Origin of the sequence: Variovorax sp. DAIF25, from assembly GCF_050711835.1 — a bacterium.
In the GTDB taxonomy this organism is placed as follows: domain Bacteria; phylum Pseudomonadota; class Gammaproteobacteria; order Burkholderiales; family Burkholderiaceae_C; genus Variovorax.
This window is the reverse complement of record NZ_CP136637.1, coordinates 310,144-328,105: the sequence shown is the minus strand read 5'-3', so window position 1 is coordinate 328,105 and position 17,962 is coordinate 310,144. Positions and strand designations below refer to the sequence as shown.

Annotated in this window: 11 protein-coding genes; 6 read left to right on the top strand and 5 right to left on the bottom strand. The window is 71.8% G+C overall.

The features are described 5' to 3' along the window. The first annotated feature begins 59 nt into the window (after nt 1-59). Nucleotides 60-1,049 (top strand): Bug family tripartite tricarboxylate transporter substrate binding protein, encoded by a 990-nt coding sequence (locus tag R0232_RS35630; protein ID WP_431513986.1) that lies wholly within the window; start codon nt 60-62, stop codon nt 1,047-1,049. Between the two features lie 31 nt (nt 1,050-1,080). On the opposite strand, the gene R0232_RS35625 is transcribed toward R0232_RS35630, so the two are convergent. Both R0232_RS35625 and R0232_RS35620 read right to left on the bottom strand, forming a co-directional pair. Continuing rightward, nucleotides 1,081-1,680 carry a nuclear transport factor 2 family protein gene (locus tag R0232_RS35625; RefSeq protein ID WP_431513985.1) on the bottom strand — a complete coding sequence of 200 codons (600 nt, stop codon included), beginning with the start codon at nt 1,678-1,680 and terminating at the stop codon, nt 1,081-1,083. Between the two features lie 48 nt (nt 1,681-1,728). Further along, the gene (locus R0232_RS35620) at nt 1,729-2,829 is read right to left on the bottom strand and encodes a porin (RefSeq protein ID WP_431513984.1); all 1,101 of its coding nucleotides are present in this window, start codon (nt 2,827-2,829) and stop codon (nt 1,729-1,731) included. A 164-nt stretch (nt 2,830-2,993) separates the two neighbouring features. Between R0232_RS35620 and R0232_RS35615 the strand changes: the two genes are divergently transcribed. The 3 genes from R0232_RS35615 (at nt 2,994) to R0232_RS35605 (ending at nt 6,787) form a co-directional block, all read left to right on the top strand. Beyond that, nucleotides 2,994-3,914 carry a LysR substrate-binding domain-containing protein gene (locus R0232_RS35615; RefSeq protein ID WP_431513983.1) on the top strand — a complete coding sequence of 307 codons (921 nt, stop codon included), beginning with the start codon at nt 2,994-2,996 and terminating at the stop codon, nt 3,912-3,914. A gap of 69 nt (nt 3,915-3,983) precedes the next feature. Next, nucleotides 3,984-4,952, top strand: a complete 969-nt coding sequence (locus tag R0232_RS35610; RefSeq protein ID WP_431513982.1) for a Bug family tripartite tricarboxylate transporter substrate binding protein — start codon at nt 3,984-3,986, stop codon at nt 4,950-4,952. A 164-nt stretch (nt 4,953-5,116) separates the two neighbouring features. Continuing rightward, the gene (locus R0232_RS35605; RefSeq protein ID WP_431513981.1) at nt 5,117-6,787 is read left to right on the top strand and encodes a tannase/feruloyl esterase family alpha/beta hydrolase; all 1,671 of its coding nucleotides are present in this window, start codon (nt 5,117-5,119) and stop codon (nt 6,785-6,787) included. A gap of 12 nt (nt 6,788-6,799) precedes the next feature. Here R0232_RS35605 and R0232_RS35600 read toward each other — a convergent pair whose 3' ends face one another. Continuing rightward, a complete protein-coding gene (locus R0232_RS35600; protein ID WP_431513980.1) occupies nt 6,800-7,471 on the bottom strand; it encodes a TetR/AcrR family transcriptional regulator in 672 nt (223 codons plus the stop codon). A gap of 166 nt (nt 7,472-7,637) precedes the next feature. Here R0232_RS35600 and R0232_RS35595 point away from each other — a divergent pair, with 166 nt between their 5' ends. Beyond that, nucleotides 7,638-8,441 (top strand): crotonase/enoyl-CoA hydratase family protein, encoded by an 804-nt coding sequence (locus R0232_RS35595; protein ID WP_093350045.1) that lies wholly within the window; start codon nt 7,638-7,640, stop codon nt 8,439-8,441. A gap of 33 nt (nt 8,442-8,474) precedes the next feature. After that, on the top strand, nt 8,475-9,464 hold the full coding sequence (locus R0232_RS35590; protein ID WP_431513979.1) for a Bug family tripartite tricarboxylate transporter substrate binding protein: 990 nt from the start codon (nt 8,475-8,477) through the stop codon (nt 9,462-9,464). On the opposite strand, the gene R0232_RS35585 is transcribed toward R0232_RS35590, so the two are convergent. Beyond that, on the bottom strand, nt 9,448-17,685 hold the full coding sequence (locus tag R0232_RS35585; RefSeq protein ID WP_431513978.1) for a GH36-type glycosyl hydrolase domain-containing protein: 8,238 nt from the start codon (nt 17,683-17,685) through the stop codon (nt 9,448-9,450). The two genes, R0232_RS35590 and R0232_RS35585, sit on opposite strands and share 17 nt — an antisense overlap. Beyond that, a complete protein-coding gene (locus R0232_RS35580) occupies nt 17,682-17,900 on the bottom strand; it encodes a hypothetical protein (RefSeq protein ID WP_208511065.1) in 219 nt (72 codons plus the stop codon). The genes R0232_RS35585 and R0232_RS35580 overlap by 4 nt, the downstream gene beginning before the upstream one ends. Nucleotides 17,901-17,962 lie beyond the last annotated feature (62 nt).

Here is a 17,962-nt window from a genome sequence, read left to right as displayed (position 1 = left end):
GATTTATCTATCATCGCGACCGGTGCAAACCGCACCCAAGATCGAATGGAGACAAACCGATGAACGTTTCGAAGACGCGGGGCCGCCGCTGGCTGGCCCCTGGATGCATCGCCGCCGCGGGCCTGCTGGCGGGCGCGGCCTGGGCCCAGGCCGACTACCCGAGCAAGGCGGTGCGGATCATTGCCCCCTTCCCCGCCGGCAGCGGCCCCGACGCGAACGCGCGCGAGATCGCGGCCGAGCTCACGAAGCTGCTGGGCCAGAGCTTCTATGTGGAGAACCGCCCCGGGGCCTCGAACATCATCGGCACCGAGGTCGCCGCGAAGGCGCCGGCCGACGGCTACTCGCTCTACATCGGCACCACCAGTTCGCTGTCGGTGGTGCCTCATCTCTATTCGAAGCTGCCTTTCGACGCCGAGAAGGACTTCGCGCCCGTGAGCCTGCTCGGCGTGCTCAACACCGGCCTGATCGCCACGCCCGGCGTGGAGGCGCGCGACGCGCGCGCACTGATCGCCGCGCTCAAGGCCCGGCCCGATTCGGTGGCGGTCGCGACCGCGGGCATCGGCAGCTACTCGCACCTGTCGGCCCTGTGGTTCAACAGCGCCGCGGGCGTGAAGACCAACCTCGTTCCCTACAACAGCAGCAGCCCCTACGTCGACCTGATCGCGGGCCAGGTGCAGCTGATGTTCGACGGCCTGCCGGCCGCCGCGGGCAACATCCACACCGGCAAGCTCAAGCTGCTGGCCATCACCGGCAAGGAGCGCGCGCCGAGCTTCCCCGACGTGCCCACCTTCGCCGAGGCCGGCCTGCCCGACTACGCGCCGATCGCCTGGCAGGGGTTGCTCGCGCCCGCGGGCACGCCCAAGCCCGTGCTCGAGAAGCTCAGCGCCGCGATGCGCAAGGCCTGCCAGTCGAGCGAGCTCGCGCGCAAGTGGCGCGACTACGGCGGCGAGCTGCGCTGCAACACGCCCGCGGAGTTCAAGGCCTTCATCGATGCCGATCGCGCGATGTGGGGCAAGGTGATCCGCGAGGCGCGGGTGAAGCTCGATTGAGCGCGGCGTGCGTTCTCCGCATCGCGCGGGTTCAGGGCCGGTGCAGCCACGCGCGTGCCTGCTCGCGCAGTTCGCGCTCGGCCTCCGAGTCGGCGGTCGGCAGGTCGAGGGGAACCTCGTGTCCGGCCTGCAGCAGGCGGTAGCCGAGGTAGCGGTACGGCCGCGGCAGGCGCGACAGCCGCTTCGCATCGAGCGCGAGCGTGGCGCCCTCGGCGTCCGCTACGAGGCTGTCCATGTCGTAGACGGCGGTGCGCCGCGCCAGCCTCCACGCGCCCTCCTCCTGCGCGAGCAGGTCGATGAAGCGGAAGTGGCATTCCCATCGCACCGGCGTGCCGTCCAGGCTGCCGAAGCCGATCATCATCACGGCCGACTCGGCCCAGGCGCGCTCGCCCTCCACCTCGCACAGCGTGCCGAGCATGCGGTGCCGGTTGAAGCTGCGGCCCTGCAATCGGCGCGAGGCCTCCACGAAATCGACATGGCGGCCGCGGAACCAGCTCACGGCGATGTCGCCCGCGGGCGTGAAGCAGTCGTTCAGCGCGGCCCAGCGCGCGTTGTCGCGGCAAAAGGCCCAGCGCTGGATCAGTTCGGCGATGGCGGCCTGGTGGAGGATAGGTTCGGTCTTCGATGGCATGGCGCTTTCTCGAGGATGAAGGGCGCATCGCGCCCCGGGATGGGAGGTTCAGAACGTGTGCTTCACGCCCAGCATGAAGCCGCTCTGGGAGCCGCCGGGCGTGTTCGTGAGGCCGGGATAGCCGTTGACCGGCAGCGTCAGGCTGCCGCTGTTGCGGATGTGGCCCGCGGTCGCGTAGACCAGCGAGCGCTTCGACAGGAAGTAGCTGGCGCGGAACACGGCCAGCCGCGCCCCGTTGGCGGTGTGGCGGTAGTCGAGCTTGAACAGCTGCGCCTCGAACAGCCACGGGCCGCTCGGGTAGGTGCCGCCCAGCCACCACAGGTCGCTGCGCGGCTGCGTCGCGCTGCCTTCGTTGTCGCGCCGCAGGTAGCCCGCAGCGAGCTTGACCTCGCCGAGCTTCAGGTAGCCGTTGAACGTGGCCCGCGTGTCGCTGCGGTCGCTGCTGGACAGGCCGCCGAAGGCACCGGGGCCGCCCTGGATCCGGTCGGCGCCGAGCGCGACACCCCACGACGCCTGCTCGTACTTGAGCATGCCCGACAGCGTGCGGCAGGCCCGTGCGTCGCCGGGCAGTTCGCCCGCGCAGTTGGTGCCGCCCGGGCTGTTGGTCGCGACCACGTCGCGGCCCAGGCTGTAGAGCGTGCCGACGCTCCACGCGCCGAAGCTGCCGCGGTAGGCGATCGCGTTGTCGGCACGGATGTTCGCGAGGTAGGGATCGAGCGAGCTCGAGCTGTAGGCACCGGGTCCCATGATGTCCGACTCGGTCATCGACCAGAACAGGAAGGTCAGCTGCCGGCCCAGCGTGACCGTGCCCCAGTCGCCCGCCAGGCCGACCGTGGAGGTGCGGCCGAAACTGCGCCCGCCGTTGGCGATGACCCCGGTGTCGGCGTTGAAGCCCATCTCGAGGTTGAAGATCGCGCGCGTGCCGCCGCCCAGGTCCTCGGCGCCCCGGAAGCCCAGGCGCGAAGGCAGGGTGCCGAACTGCATGCGCGTGACGCCGATCGCACCCGGCCCGCCATGGCCCTGCACGTGCTCGACCCCGAGGTCGAGCAGGCCGTAGGTCTGCAGGCTGCCCTGCGCCCGGGCGGGCGTGGCCGCGGCGAGCGCCGCGACGAGCGCGAGGGCCATGACGGCCCGTTTCTCTTGTCTCATGTCTTCTGGTCCTCGTGGGGGTGGATGCCGGTCTTCGCGGGTGCGCCGCATCGACGGCCCCCGCACGGTAGCCACGGCCTCGCGGGGCCAGAAGACGGCAATTTCTCGCGCTCGATCGCCGGCGGCTATCGCCAGCGCGTGGCGTTTGGCACCGGGGACGCTCGATGAAACTGCACCAGTTGCGCGACTTCGTGGCCGTGGCCTCCACCGGCAGCCTGCGCGCGGCGGCGCGGCGCCTGGGGCTCACGCAGCCCTCGCTCTCGAAGAGCATCCAGCAGCTCGAGAAGGAACTGGGCAGCGCGCTGTTCGAGCGCCATGCGCGCGGCGCCGTGCTGAGCTTCGCGGGCCGCGCCTTCCTGCCGCGCGCCGAGACGGTGCTCAACGAACTGCAGCGCGCCGCCTCCGAACTCCAGCACCTCGGCGGCGCGGGCGGCCATGTGAACATGGCCGTGTCGGCGGCCGCCGCGCTCACGGCCCTGCCCGAGGCGCTGACCGAATTCCGCAGGCGCTATCCCGACGCCGCGGTGCGCGTGGTCTCGGGCACCTTCGCCGTGATGTTCAGCGAGCTGCGCGCGGGCGCGCTCGACTTCTCGATCGGGCCCCGGCCGGCCGTGTCGCTGAGCGAGGAGTTCTGCGTCGAGCACCTGTTCACCAACACGCGCGCCGTCGTGTGCCGCGCCGGCCATCCGCTGCGCCATGCGAGATCGCTGGGCGAACTCACCGAGGCCCGGTGGCTGGTGCCCGGTGCGATGGGCCTGGCCGCGGCGGAGCACGACCAGGTCTTCCTGGGGCTGGGCCTGCCGGTGCCGCGATCGGTGGTGCAGTGCGAATACCCGACGGCCCTGCTCTCGCTGCTGGCCCGCACCGACATGCTCGCCATCGTTCCGCGCCAGTACGCGGACGCCCGGCCCTTCGACAGCTTCCTGGTCGAGATCCCGATCGGCGAGACGCTGCCGGGCGCGGAGATCGTGCTGATCGCGAAAGCCGCCATGCCGCTCACGCCCGCGGCCGAGCACATGCTGACCTTGCTGCGCCGGCACATCGAGTACCACGTCGCGGCCCACCGCGGCGGCACGCAGCCATAACCGCGACCTATCTTCATCGACGCCGCGGCATCTGCCGCCGTGCGAAGGCGCTGCCTAGACTCCCGCCGCATGAAAGTCCTTGCCCATCTGGCCGCCGCCGCGGCCGCGCTGCTTCTCTCGCCGGGCGCATGCGCCGACGGCTGGCCCGTGAAGCCGGTGCGCGTGGTCCTGCCCACGGCGGCGGGCAGCGCGCCGGACGTCATCGCGCGCCTGCTCGGCGAGCGGCTCGGCCAGCTCTGGAAGCAGCCCGTGATCGTGGAGAACAAGCCGGGCGCCAGCGGCGTCATCGGCATCTCGGCTTTCAAGCAGGCGCCGGCCGACCAGCACGGCTTCCTGCTCGCGCAGGCGGCCGTCATCGCGGTGACGCCGCGCACGCTGGCGAACCCGCGCTTCGATGTCGACGCAGACATGACGCCGATCGCGCTCGTCGCGCTGAGCCCCATGATGATCCTCGCGCGCCAGGACTTCGGCGCGAACACGCTCGCCGAGGCCTTCGCGCTGGCGCGTTCGGGCAGGCAGCCGATCACGGTGGCCGCCACGGGCCAGTACTCCATTCCGCACCTGTCGGCCGAGTACATCCGGAAGGCCGCGGGGCTCGATGTCAACATCGTCTCCTTCGGCAGCACCGGAGGCGCCCTCAATGCCCTCGTCAATGGCGATGCGCAACTGATGGTCGACGGCATTCCGGGCGTGGGCGCGATGCGCCAGTCCGGGCGCATCAAGGCGTTGGCCACCACCGCCTCGGAGCGCCTGCCGGGCGAGCCCAAGCTGCCGACGTTGGCAGAGACGCTGCCGGGCAGCCCGGAACTCAGCGGCTGGTTCGTGCTGTTCGGCCGGAAGAACGCGAGCGCCGAGGTGGTCGAGCGCGTGAACCGCGACGTCCGCCAGGTGCTGCAGGATCCTCGGCTCGCGGCGCGCTTCGTGGAGCTCGGCGTGTTCCCGCGTGCGTTGACGCCGGCCGAGACCGCGCGCTTCGTGGCCGACGAGCGGCAGCGCTGGGGGCGGGTGCTCGACGGGCTGAAGATCGAGGCACGCTGAGCCGGCGACGACGCATCAGTCGTCGCGCTCTTGAACATTCACTACTGTATGGAAAAGTCAGGGTAAGCCCGGGCTGCGTGTCGCTTTGTCCTCCCTATCATCCGCTCCGACCATTCACATGTGTATGGTGAATGATCGAACTGGCGACCCAAACCGGAGACAACATGACTCGCAACAGATCGATAGCCTTTGCTCTTTCCTGCACCCTGGCCGCGCTCGCCGCCGGCTGCGGGGGCGGCAGCGGCGGGGGTGGAGACGCGGCCGCGCTGGCGGCCGCGATCGCGGCGGCCAATGCGGCCGCCGCCGGGGCCAACGGGCCGGGCTCCGCACCGCCGGCCCCGCGGGCCGCGTTCAAGGAGCGCTGCGGCGGACTGGTCGGCAAGGCCGTCGGACCAGGCAGCGTCGCCACGGCCGAAGTGATGGCCGCGTCCGCCACCACGCTGCAGACCTGCCAGGTGCGTGGCGCCATCGTGAGCTCGCCCACCTCGACCATCAACTTCCGCATCGACCTGCCCGAGGACTCGGTGTGGAACCAGCGGCTGGTGCAGATCGGCGGTGGCGGCTACGACGGCGTGGTCGTCGGGCCCGACCTCGTGATGCTGGCCAATGGCGATGTCTACAAGCGCGGCTACGCGTGGGTCAGCGCGGACGGCGGGGTGCAGGTGCCCGACCTGAGCTCGACGCTCAACAACCCCTCGGCCTTCGACAACTTCGCCTTCGCCTACCACCCGCAGGTGCTGAAGGTCGCCAGTGCGGCGATCCAGTCGATCTACGGCAAGCCCGCCGCCAGGACCTACTTCTACGGCATGTCCACCGGCGGCCGCGAGGCACTGCTGCAGGCGCAGCGCTATCCGCAGAGCTACGACGGCATCGTGGCCGGCGAGCCCGTGGTCGACTACAGCAACGTGATCCAGCGCGGGATCGCGCTGGCCAAGCTGGCGTTCTCGAACAACGGCGCGGGCTGGCTGAGCCCGGCCAAGATCAAGCTGTTCGGCGATGCCCAGATGGCGGCCTGCGACGGCCTCGACGGCGCGGTCGACGGGGTCATCTCCCATGTCAGCGCCTGCCGCTTCGACGTGCGCACGCTGCGCTGCCCGGGCGGCGCGGACGGCGGCGACAGCTGCCTGTCGGATCCGCAGATCGCGTCGGTCGACTTCATGCGCTCGGACTTCACGCTGCCCGTGCCGGTGGCGAACGGCATCACCAGGGCGCCGGCCTGGGGCGTGGGCGGCGAGGCGGCGGCGGCCGGCAACTGGACCATCGCGCAGTTCGGCGCCAGCCCGACGGCGCCGGCGAGCCAGCTCTACTTCTTCTCCGACTGGTGGCTCAAGTACCAGGTGACCTCGAACGTCAACACGACGGTGCTCGGCTACACGCCGGGGTCCGATCCGGCACGCTGGCTCGAGCTCTCCGAGAAGGTCAACGCGACGAATCCCGACCTGTCGGCCTTCGCGGGACGCGGCGCCAAGCTGCTGCTGTGGGCCGGTGCGAGCGACAACCTGGTGCCACCCGGCTATGCCACGGACTACTACCAGAGCGTGGTCGGCAAGCTGGGCCAGGAGACCACCGATTCCTTCATGCGCTTCTACATGCTGCCGGGCGTGGTCCATGGCCCGGGCGGCCCGGGTGCCGGCATCGTCGACAACCTCGCGATCCTCGAGAACTGGGTCGAGAAGGGCAAGGCGCCCGACGATTCGCTCACGGCGGCGCGGCTCGCGGCCGACGGCAAGCGCGTGGAGATGACGCGTCCGCTGTGCCGCTACCCGACCTGGCCGAAGTACCGCGGCTCGGGCGACCAGAACCTGGCGGCCAGCTTCAGCTGCGCCTACGACTGAAGCAGCGGCGTGCTAGCGCGCCGGGGCCTTGCCGGGCTCCGGCGCCAGCAGCATCTGGGCCACGAAGCGGCGGCGCTCGGCCTTGTCGGCGGTGGAACCCTGGTTCCTGAACAGCGACTCCGACTGCATGTAGCAATAGAGCGTGAAGGCGCGCGAGCGCGCGGACCTGCCATCGAAGCCGCACGAGAGGAAGCATTCCTCGATGTAGGCGAGTCGCTTGGCATCGACCTCGTCGACGATCATGCGCGCCATCTCGTCGCGCCGGGCCCAGGCACGGACCGCGAGCTCGACCGACGCGCCCTTCATGGCCGCGCGGCCATGGAACGGCAGCTCGACCAGCTCGACGATCAGGTCCTGCGCCTCGACGCCCTGCTTGCGGTAGCGCGCGATGATCTGCTCGGTCTGCGCCTCCTGCCAGCTCACGAGGATGCGCTTGAGCAGGTCGTCGCGGTCGACGAAGTGCCAGTAGAAGGAACCGCGCGTCACCTGCAGGAGCTTGGCCAGCACGTCGACGCGGACCGCGTCGATGCTCTTGTCGATCAGCAGTTCCGTCGCGGCCACGATCCAGTCGGCGGGCCCGAGCTGGGACCGCTCGGAGGCCGGCTTGGTGCCGGCCTCGCTCTTGCGCTGCAGGGCGGCCGAGGCCTTGCGCGGGCGCGGTTTGCCAGGGGTGGTCGTCAGCATGCGCCGATGATAGCGGAGGCCCGCATGCACCAGAGTCAGGCCCGTTTCCCTTGGGCAAACCCTGAGCCGCTCGTCCGGATCCGCCTGATAGCATCGCCGCACCATACACATCTGTACGTGTATTGAGAAACGCGAAAAAGCTTCTTCCCCGACCTCATCGAAAGCCATGCAGTACCAGTTCCTGACCCTCGAACTCCAGGAGGAGATCGCCCACCTGCACCTGAACCGCGCCGGCAAGCGCAATGCCCTCAACGACGGCCTGGTGCTGGAGTTGCGGCATGCGTTCGAGAACCTGCCCGGCCATGTGCGCGCCGCCGTGCTCGGCGGCCGGGGCGCGCACTTCTGCGCCGGGCTCGACCTGTCCGAACTGGCCCACCGCGATCCGCCGCAGGCGGTGCAGCACTCGCGCATGTGGCATGCGGCGCTCGATGCCATCCAGTTCGGCCCGGTGCCCGTGATCGCCGCGCTGCACGGGGCCGTGATCGGCGGCGGCCTCGAGCTGGCCGCGGCCTGCCATGTGCGCGTGGCCGATGCCACCGCCTTCTACGCGCTGCCCGAAGGCACGCGCGGCATCTTCGTCGGCGGTGGCGGATCGGTGCGCATTCCCAAGCTGATCGGGGTCTCGCGCATGGCCGACATGATGCTCACCGGCCGCGTGTACCGCGCCGACGAGGGCGAGCGCGTCGGCTTCTCGCAGTACCTCGTGGCCGAGGGCAAGGCCTGGTCGCACGCGCTCTCACTGGCCCACCAGGTGGCGCGCAATGCGCCGCTGACCAACTTCGCGGTGATGCAGGCGCTGCCGCGCATCGCGGAGCAGCCCGCGGACCACGGGCTGATGACCGAAGCCCTGATGAGCGCCATCACGCAGAGCGCGCCCGAGGCGAAGCTGCGCGTGCAGGCCTTCCTCGACGGCGCGGGCGCCAAGGTGCGCACGCCGCAGGCCGGCGCGGACATCGCGCCCGCCGCCTGAGCCACGACATTCACAACACCCGAGGAGACTTTCATGCAGACACGACGGACCTTCATTCAGGCAGCGGGCGGCGGCGCCCTCGCCTCGCTGCTGCCGCTCGCGGCTTCGGCCCAGGCACTGGACCAGGTCAAGATCTATTACGGCTTTCCCGCGGGCAGTGCCGGCGACAGCGTGGCGCGCCGTATCGGCGAGAAGGTCGCGGGCTCCGCGTACTCGCGCAACGTCGCGGTGGTCGACAACCGCCCGGGGGCGGGCGGGCGCATCGCGCTCGAGGTGCTGAAGTCGGCGCCGGCCGACGGATCGGTGCTGGCGCTGTCGCCGTTCTCCTGCACCTCGATCTATCCGCACGTCTACTCGAAGCTCAGCTACGACGCGAACAAGGACTTCACCGCCGTCTCGATCGGCGCCGTCATGCACCACGGCCTCGCGGTGGGACCGAAGGTGCCCACCAGCGTGGTCACGGTGCGGGACTTCCTGGCCTGGGCCAAGGCCAACCCGCAGGAGGCGAACTACGGCTCGCCGGCCGCGGGCTCCACGCCGCATTTCATCGGCGCCCTGCTCGGCCTCACGGCCAACGTCGACCTGCGGCACGTGCCCTATCGCGGCTCGGTGCCCGGCATCACCGACGTGGTGGGCGGACAGATCGCCGCCATGGTCACGCCGAGCGGCGACTTCCTCGCCAACCACCGCGCGGGCAAGCTGCGGATGATCGCGACCTCGGGCCGGCAGCGTTCGCCGTTCTCGCCCGAGGTGCCGACCTTCGCGGAACAGGGCTTCGCCGAGCTCACGACCGAGGAATGGTTCGGCTTCTATGCGCCCGCACAGACGCCGGCCGCCGCGATCGCGCGCGCCAACGCCGCCGTCAATGCCGCGGTCAAGGAGCGCGCCGTGATCGACAGCCTGGGCGTCGTCGGCCTGATCGCGCGCGGCTCGACCGCGGAAGAGATGGCGAAGTCGCAGCAGGCCGAGTTCGAGCGCTGGGGGCCGCTGGTCAAGCGCATCGGCTTCACGGCGGAGTCGTAGGCCCTCGCGCAGCGACCCGCACCACCGCCTTCGCAGGCAGCGCCTGCCAGTCGATCCAGTCGCCCTCCACCGCATGGTGGGTGGCGGCGGCGGCGCCCTGCGGCGTGCCCCACTGCAGCGTGAACTCGCGCTCTCCGAGCCGCAGTTCGATCTCGAAGGCCGGCCAGTGCGCGGGCACGCGCGGCGCGAGCGACAGCGCGTCGCCCTTCACCGTGAGGCCCAGCAAGGTCTCGACCGCCGCGCGGTGCAGCCACGCGGCCGAGCCCGTGTACCAGCTCCAGCCGCCACGTCCCACGTAGGGTACGGCGCCGTAGATGTCGCCGGCCATCACGTAGGGCTCGAGTTCGTAGGCCGGACCGCGCCGCGGATCGCTGGCGCGATGGGCCGGGCTCAGGCCTTCGAAGCTCGCCCAGGCCGCCTCGCGGTCGCCCGTCAGCGCCTGCGCCATCAGCCCCCACACGGCGCCATGCGCGTACTGTCCGCCGTTCTCGCGCACGCCCGGCGGGTAGGCCTGGATGTAGCCCGGGTTGTTGGCCGACTGCACGAACGGTGGCGCGAGCAGGCGCAACAGCCCGGCCGTGTCATCGTGCAGATGCGTTTTCGCGGCGGCCATCGCGGCGTGGGTGTGGCGCTCGTCCGACGCGCCCGACAGCACCGACCAGGCCTGCGCGATCAGGTCGATGCGGCACTCGTCGTTGGCGGCCGAGCCCAGCGGCGCGCCGTTGTCGAAGAAGGCGCGGCGGAACCACGCGCCGTCCCAGCCCGCGTCGTGCAGCGCGGCGATCCAGCCCTCGCGCGCACGCAGCCAGCGCGCGCCGCGCTCCGTCTCGCCGCGGGCCTGCGCAATCGGCGCATAGCGCTCGACCACGCTGCAGAGGAACCACGCGAGCCAGACCGATTCGCCGCGGCCCTCGTGGCCGACGCGGTTCATGCCGTCGTTCCAGTCGCCCGTGCCCATCAGCGGCAGGCCATGCGCGCCGGTCGCGAGGCTGCGGTCGATGGCCAGCGCGCCGTGCTCGTACAGGCTGGCGACGCGGCCGGCATGCTGCGGCGTGTAGTAGGCGTCCTCGGCACCGGCCGGGATCGCCGCGCCCTCGATGAAACCCACGCTCTCGTCGAACAGCGTGGCGTCGCCCGTCACCTGCGCATAGTGCGCGGCCGCGAACGGCAGCCACAGCAGGTCGTCGGAGAAATGCGTGCGCACGCCGGCGCCGCCGGGCATGTGCCACCAGTGCTGCACGTCGCCCTCGGGGAACTGCCGCGCCGCGTTGACCAGGATCTGCGCGCGCAGCCGCTTGGGATCGGTGAGCGCGAAGGCCATCGCGTCCTGCAGCTGGTCGCGGAAACCGAAGGCCCCGCCGGCCTGGTAGAAGCCGGCCTTCGACCACAGCCGGCAGGCCAGGGTCTGGTAGACCAGCCAGCGATTGACCATCGCATCGAACAGCGGATCGGGCGTGCGCACCTGCAGCCGGCCCAGCAGCTCGTCCCAGAAGCCGCCGACCTGCGCGAGCGCGGCCGGCACGTCGCGTTCGCGCCAGCGCCGCGCGAGCGCGATGGCGGCCTCGGCGCTGTCGGCATGGCCCAGCACGAAGGTGAAGCTCGCGCTCTCGCCCGCGGCCAGCCTGAATTCGCCATCGACCGCCGCGCAGGCATCGAGCCCGCTGCCGCCGCGGCGCCCGAGGCTGTCGGGCACCTCGACGATGCCGCGGCCGCGGAAGAACTCGTTGCGGTCGCAGGTCCACTGGGTGGCGCCCGGCAGGCCCGCGAGCATCAGGAAGGCGGTGCCGCCGCCGAAGCCGCCGCTGGACTCGCGCTGCTCGCCGAACACGGCCGGCAGATCGTCCTGCTTCCAGGTCCGCACGCTGCGGCGCTCGCCGCGCGCGGCGCCCAGCTGCCACTCGGCCATCGCGAGCGCGCGCAGCCGGCGCGTGCCGCCGCCCTCGTTGCGCAGTTGAACGTGCACCAGCTTAACGGCATCGTCGCGGTCGGCCAGGAAGGTGGTGCTCAGCGACAACCCGCCCAGCCGGCATTCGAAGACGGTGTAGCCCTGGCCATGGCGAACGCGGTGCAGCAGGTCGTCGGGCGCACCGTCGCCACCGCCGCCGCCACCTCGTCCGGCCGGCGTGAGCGGCAGCAGCTCGCGCGTCGACAGGTCCTGCAGCAGGTAGTGCTCGAAGGCCGGGTCCTGCACCGGATCGTTCGACCACGGCGTGAGCTGGTGCATGCGGCTGTTGCCGGCCCAGGTGAAGCCGTTGCCCCACTCGGAGACCTGAAAGCCGAAGCCCGCGTTGGCGATCACGTTGATCCATGGGCGCGGCGTGCGGCGCGCGAGGCCCACCTCGAAGCGGAACTCGCCGCTCGCGGCATCGAACTCGCCCGCGACGGTTTCGGCCGGCAGGGTCGACGCGACGCCGGCCGCCAGCGGCACCGCCGGCGGCAGCACGGCCTCGGGTGCCCACGGCCCCATGCCGCGCGCTTCGCGCAGCGCGGCCACCTGCACGTCGAGCGCACGCCCGTCGGCGGTGAACACCACGCGCGCCATGCTCGACAACGCCGCGCGCTCGGCGGCCGACACCTCCTGCTCGTGCAGCAGGTAGAAGCCGGCGGTGTCGTTGCGCGGAAAGCTGTTGCGGGTCTGCTGCAGCACGCGCTGGCGCAAGGTCTCGATCTCGCGCTGCAGCGACAGCAGGTAGGAGGCCGGCTCGCCGTTGATCACCACCAGGTCGCAGGCCACGCCGCCGAAGCCCCACCACGGCTGCGCGCGCAACAGCGCGTTGACCAGGCCCATGCCGCTCACCGAGTGGATCAGCACCAGCACGATCGGCTTGTCGCCCGAGATGCCGAAGCGCCAGATCTGCCGCAGGTCGAACAGGCCGCGCTCGCCCATCGGGCGCGGCGTGGTGTAGGTGAGGATGGTGGTCAGATCCTGCAGCGCCACGTTCTGCGCGGGCGTGATCGTGAGGTCGCGCAGGCGCACCTGCGCCAGCGTGGCGGCCATCCGCTTCGTGCGCTCCACGTGCATCGGCTCGAGGTAGCGGTCGATGGTGGGCATCAGCGCCTCGATGCTCTCGTCGGCCGCGGTGGCGAAGCCCAGCCGCGCGGTGGCGCCCGGCGCGATCGACAGCCGCACGCGCAGGCAGGCGATGGGGTCGAGGCCGTTGATGGGCGCGCCGGTGGCATCGAGCGGCTGCATGTCGATCGCCGGCGCCGCCAGCGTGCGGTTGCGGCCGACGAAGGCGCGCCGGTCGGTCATGCAGTCGATGGCGATCACGTGGGCATCGACCGAGGCCACGAAATGCACGGCCGCCACCGCCGGATCGCCCTGCAGCCGCGGCCGGCGCGACATCAGCAGCGCGCGCAGGTCCGGGCGCCAGCGCGACTCGACGAACAGGTTGGCGAAGGCCGGATGGGCCTCGTCGGCCTTGGGGTTCGAGAGCACCGGCTCGAAGTACGAGAACAGCTCGAGCGTGCGCGTGCGCTCGCCGGTGTTCTGCAGCGTGATGCTGCGCAGCTCGGTGTCGTCCTCGGGGCTGATCAGCACCGTGGTGCGCACCTGCAGGCCCGGCCCGCTGGCATCGAACTGCACCTGGTCGGCGAGGAAGCGGGTGCGGTAGTCCCAGTCGATGCCGGGCGCGGGCAGCGCGGTCAGCGAGACGGGCGTGTCGTTCGCGTCGTCGCGCAGGTAGAAGAAGGTGCCGTAGCCGTCGCGCAGCGGGTCGTCGCGCCAGCGTGTCACGTTGAACGAGCGCCAGCGGCTCACGCCGGCGCCGCTGGCGCGCAGCGCCACCGTGTAGCGGCCGTTCGACAGCAGGTGCGTGGGCTGCGGGCCCGGTGCCAGCGGATCGACCAGCCGCGGCTGGAACATCGGCGGCAGCTCGCCGCGGCTCGGCTCGGGCGGCGAGCGCGGGTCGGCGCTGCCGATGATCTGGCGCGGCGTGCGCTCGTGCAGCAGCGAGAGATGCGCCTCCACCACGGCCGCGCTGCCGAACCAGCGGCGCGGCGCGTCGTCGCGCAGCACGTTGCACAGCGCCACCAGGGTCATGCCCTGGTGGTGCGCCATGAAGTTGCGCACCACGGTGAAGGCCTGGCCCTCGTGCTGGCGCGAGGCGGTGAAGTCGACCGCGTCGTGGAAGCCGTAGGCGCCGCGCGCGCCCAGCGATTCGAGCAGCCGCAGGTTGTCGGTCGCCTCGGCCGGCGCGAGCACCGCGGCCAGCGCGCTCGCATAGGGCGCCACCACGCGGTCGGTGGGCGGCGTGCGGCGCAACGCGAGGCGCGGCACGCCGAAGGGCGCGTACTGGTAGGCCAGCGAATGGTCGCGGCCGTGATAGGCCGACTCCGACACGCCCCAGGGCAGGTCCTGCGCGCGCGCGAAGGCGCGGTGCTCGGCGATGGCGGCGGCATTGGCCACCTGCAGCAGGCCGTCGTCGGGCTCGGGCATCACCAGCGAGGGCATGAGGTACTCGAACATCGAGCCCGACCACGACTTGAGGCCGGGCCGGAAGCCCACCAGCAGGAAGGGCCGGCCCAGCGCCATCCAGTGGCGCCGCGGCACATCGGCCTTGGCGATCGCGAGGAAGCTCAGCAGCCGCGACTCCGAGGCCATCAGGTCGTAGTAGCTGGGGTCGAGCACGTCGTCGTCCACGCGCAGCCCGATGTGGAACAGGTGCCGCTTCGGGTCGTAGAGGCCCCGGAAGTCCATGCCGTCGCTGAGCGCCTCGCAGCGCCGCGCGAGCGCCTCGAGGGCCTCGCCGTTCGGTGCCCCGGCCGTGCCGCCGCCGGCCGCATCCTGCGCCGCGAAGGCGCGGCAGGCCTGCGCCACCGCGATCAGGTGGCCGGCCAGGTTGCCGCTGTCCACGCTCGAGACATAGGCCGGCGCCAGCCGCTCGAGCGTCTGCGTGTCGTACCAGTTGCACAGGTGGCCCTGGTGCTTGTGCAGCCGCTCGACGCTGCCGAGCGTGGCGGTCAGCCGCGCCACCAGCTCGGTGCTGCCGATCCAGCCGAACTCGCGCGCGCAGGCGGCCGCCAGCAGGTACATGCCGATGTTGGTCGGCGAGGTGCGGTGCGCCAGGGCCGGCTCGGGGTCGGTCTGCAGGTTGTCGGGCGGCAGGTGGTTGTCCTGCGCGCCGACCACGTGCTCGAAGAAGCGCCAGGTGTCGCGCGCCAGCGCCTCGAGGTAGTCGCGCTGGCCGGTGTCGAGCGCATCGGGACGCCCGGTTTCGACCCGGCTGCCCCACCAGGCCGCGACCGGCGCCAGTGCCCACAGCACGAACAGCAGCGGGGCCAGCACCGGCCAGTCGCTGTAGTGCGCGGCCACGGCCAGCAGCAGGCAGGCCCCCCCGACCGCGCCGCCACCGCGCAGGAACGCGGCCAGGCGCTGGCTCGACTGGGCCTGCGACTGCGCGGCGGTGGTCCATTGCAGCAGGCGCCGCCGGCTCACCAGCAGCCGCCAGAGCGCGCGCGCCATCGCATCGAGCAGCATCCGCGCCTGCGCGGCGAGCTGCACGAACTGCCAGGCCGCGCCGGCCAGGGCGCGCAGCAGCTCGACCGCGCCGACGTCGAAGAAATGGCGCAGCTCGATCGCGCGCCGCGTCGGCACCAGCCCGGCCAGCGCGCCGAGCACCGGGCCGATGGTCAGTCCCGCGGCCACGGCCAGCAAGGTCCAGCCCAGCGGCAGCGCATGCGTGAACACCACCAGCACCAGCAGCGCGAACGAGGCCGGCACCACCATCGAACGGCGCAGGTTGTCGCCCATCTTCCAGAGCCCCACGCCGTCGATGCCGTAGTGGCCGGCGCGCCGCATCAGCGGCAGCAGCTGCCAGTCGCCGCGCACCCAGCGGTGCACGCGCGAGGCGAACACGCCCGCGTGGTGCGGGAAGTCCTCCACCAGCACCAGGTCGTTCACCACCGCGCAGCGCGCCATCGAGCCTTCGAGCAGGTCGTGGCTCAGCACCGCGTCGTCGGGCAGCCGGCGGTCGAGCACCGCATGCACGGCACGCACGTTGAGCAGGCCCTTGCCGGTGAACGAGCCGCTGCCGAACACGTCCTGGTACACGTCGGAGGCGCTGTTGCTGTAGGGGTCGAGCCCGCAGGCGCCCGCGAAGATCCAGCGGAACAGCGAGCGCTCCTCGCGCGGCCCGAAGGGCGTGACGATGCGCGGCTGCAGGATGCCGTAGCCGCTGACCACGCGGCGGCGCGCGGCATCGACGCGCGGCGCGTTGAGCGGATGCGCGGCGACCGCGACCAGCTCGCGCAGCGCGCCGGGCGGCAGCACGGTGTCGCTGTCGAGCGTGAGCACGTAGGGCGTGCGGCCGGTCGCGAAGCTGCCGGGCGCCAGCGGCAGGAAGCCGTCGGCCTCGCCCTGCGCCAGCAGGCGCAGCAGCATCTCGAGCTTGCCGCGCTTGCGCTCCCAGCCGATCCAGCGCTGCTCGGTGTCGCTCCAGCTGCGCGGGCGGTGCAGCAGCACGAAGCGCGGCAGCGCGCCCTCGGCCGCGGGATGGCGCGCGTTGAGCGCCGCGATGCGCGCGAGCGCATCCTCGAGCAGCGGCGCATCGCCGGGCAGCGTCGCCAGCGGCGCATCGACCCAGTCGGTCAGCAGCGCGAACTGGGCGTGCGCCTCGCGGTTGGCGAGCCAGTGCAGCTCGAGCCGGTGCGCGAGCTGCGCGTTGCCCTCGGCCGAGACCAGCATGGCCGGCACCGCGACCAGCACCCGATGCCGCGCGGGAATGCCGGCCGCGAAATCGAGCCGCGGCAGCGCCTGCACGCGCACCGATTCCGCGACGATGCGCTGGACCAGCGCGGTCACCGCTTCCGACAGCGGCCAGGCGAGCAGCACGAGCGCCAGCACCGACAGCCAGTCGCCGCGGTGCGGCAGTCCGCGCGCGGCGGCCAGCAACAGCAGGCCGGTGACCAGCACGACCGCGAAGGCGTACAGCGGCAGCCGCCACGAGCGCGCACCGTGCCGCGCAGCGCGACGTGCGCGATGGCCCGCGGCATCGGCGCGCGGGCGCAGCAGCGCATCGAGCGCGGGCAGGCCCTGGCCGAACAGGTAGTAGCCGGCGGTCTCGTCCGCGGGGTCGACATCGGGTTCGCGCGTATCGATGCCGTCGTGCGCGGCCGCCATGGCCAGCTGCACCACGGCCTGCGCCACGTCGCGCTCGGAGCGCCGGCTCTGGCGCGCCACCTGCTCCATCGCATGCGTGATCTGCTGGCGCGTGGGCTCGCTCTCGGCGGCGAAGCTCGGCAATTCGCGCAGCACGCGCAGCGAACGGCTCACGGGCTCGATCAGGTCGTTCCACTCCACCTGGCCGACCATGCGCAGCGTGGTGATGATGTTGCCGACCGTCAGGTTGGCGGCCACCTGCGCGTCCTGCGCATCGCGGATCAGCGCCGCGCCGTTCGGGCAGTGCAGCTCGGTCCAGCGCACCAGCGCGGGCATGTTCTCGCCATGCTCGCCCGGCAGGCGCTGCCACAGCTGCGTGAGGTAGCTGTGCTGCAGGCCATGGCTGTGCAGCGCGCGGAACAGCACGTCGAGGTCGGCCGCGTCGAGCCGCGCGGCCGCATCCCAGGCCGCGTGCGCGATCTCGCCCGCGACCTTGTTCTCGGCGATGCTCTCGGCCACGCGGCGCAGGTTCTCGAGCAGGACCACGCGCAGGGTGGTGGGCAGCGCCCAGAGTTCACCGAGCGTGAGTTCCTCGACGTCCTGGTAGGCATCGAGGAAAGCGGTGAACAGCGCCTGGTTGAGCACGCTGTCGGTATGGGCCACGTAGGCCCAGGCGATGCCGTAGACGCGCGGCAGGCCGGCCAGCGGCGCGCGCGCGAGCTTGGGCAGGCGCGCGTAATAGCTGCGCGGCACGCCGTCCTGGATCTGCTGCAGCTGCGCCTCGACCAGGTGGAAGTTGTCGAGCAGCCATTCCGCGGCCGGCGACACGTAGCGCCCGCTCTGCGAGATCAGCGCGATGTAGTCGAAGGCGCTGCGCAGCGACTCGAGGTTCTCGTGCACGCGCGGGAAGAACGGCGCGCGCTCGCGTGCGTGGCGCGCGCGGTCGTCGTCCGCCACCACCGCCTGCGCGCGCGCGAGGCTGCGCCCATGCTGTTCGAAACGCTGGGCACCGAACAGCTCCGCGCGGATCGGTGGCGCCACCGGGTCGTGCGGGTGCAGCAGCAGGTTGCGCGCGTAGGCGCTCAGTCCGTCGAGCCTGTGGACGATGGCCGCGGCGCTCAAGCCGCGAGGAACAGGCCGATGCCGAGCACCACGGCGGCGCATGCCAGGGTCACGATGCGGCCGGCCGCGAGCGCGTGCAGCTGCTGCAGGCGGCCGCGCAGCGAGGACCAGCGGCCGTGCGCGCGCGCGCAATGGCGCATGTGGGAGGCGAGGGAATCGACGTCGCTGCCGATGAGGTCGGCGTGCGAAGGGATGGACGAGAGGGGGACGGACATGGCTACGGCTCCTTGTGACGGACCAAGAGCTGCCGCGCGATCGCGAGAACTGTGTGAACGTC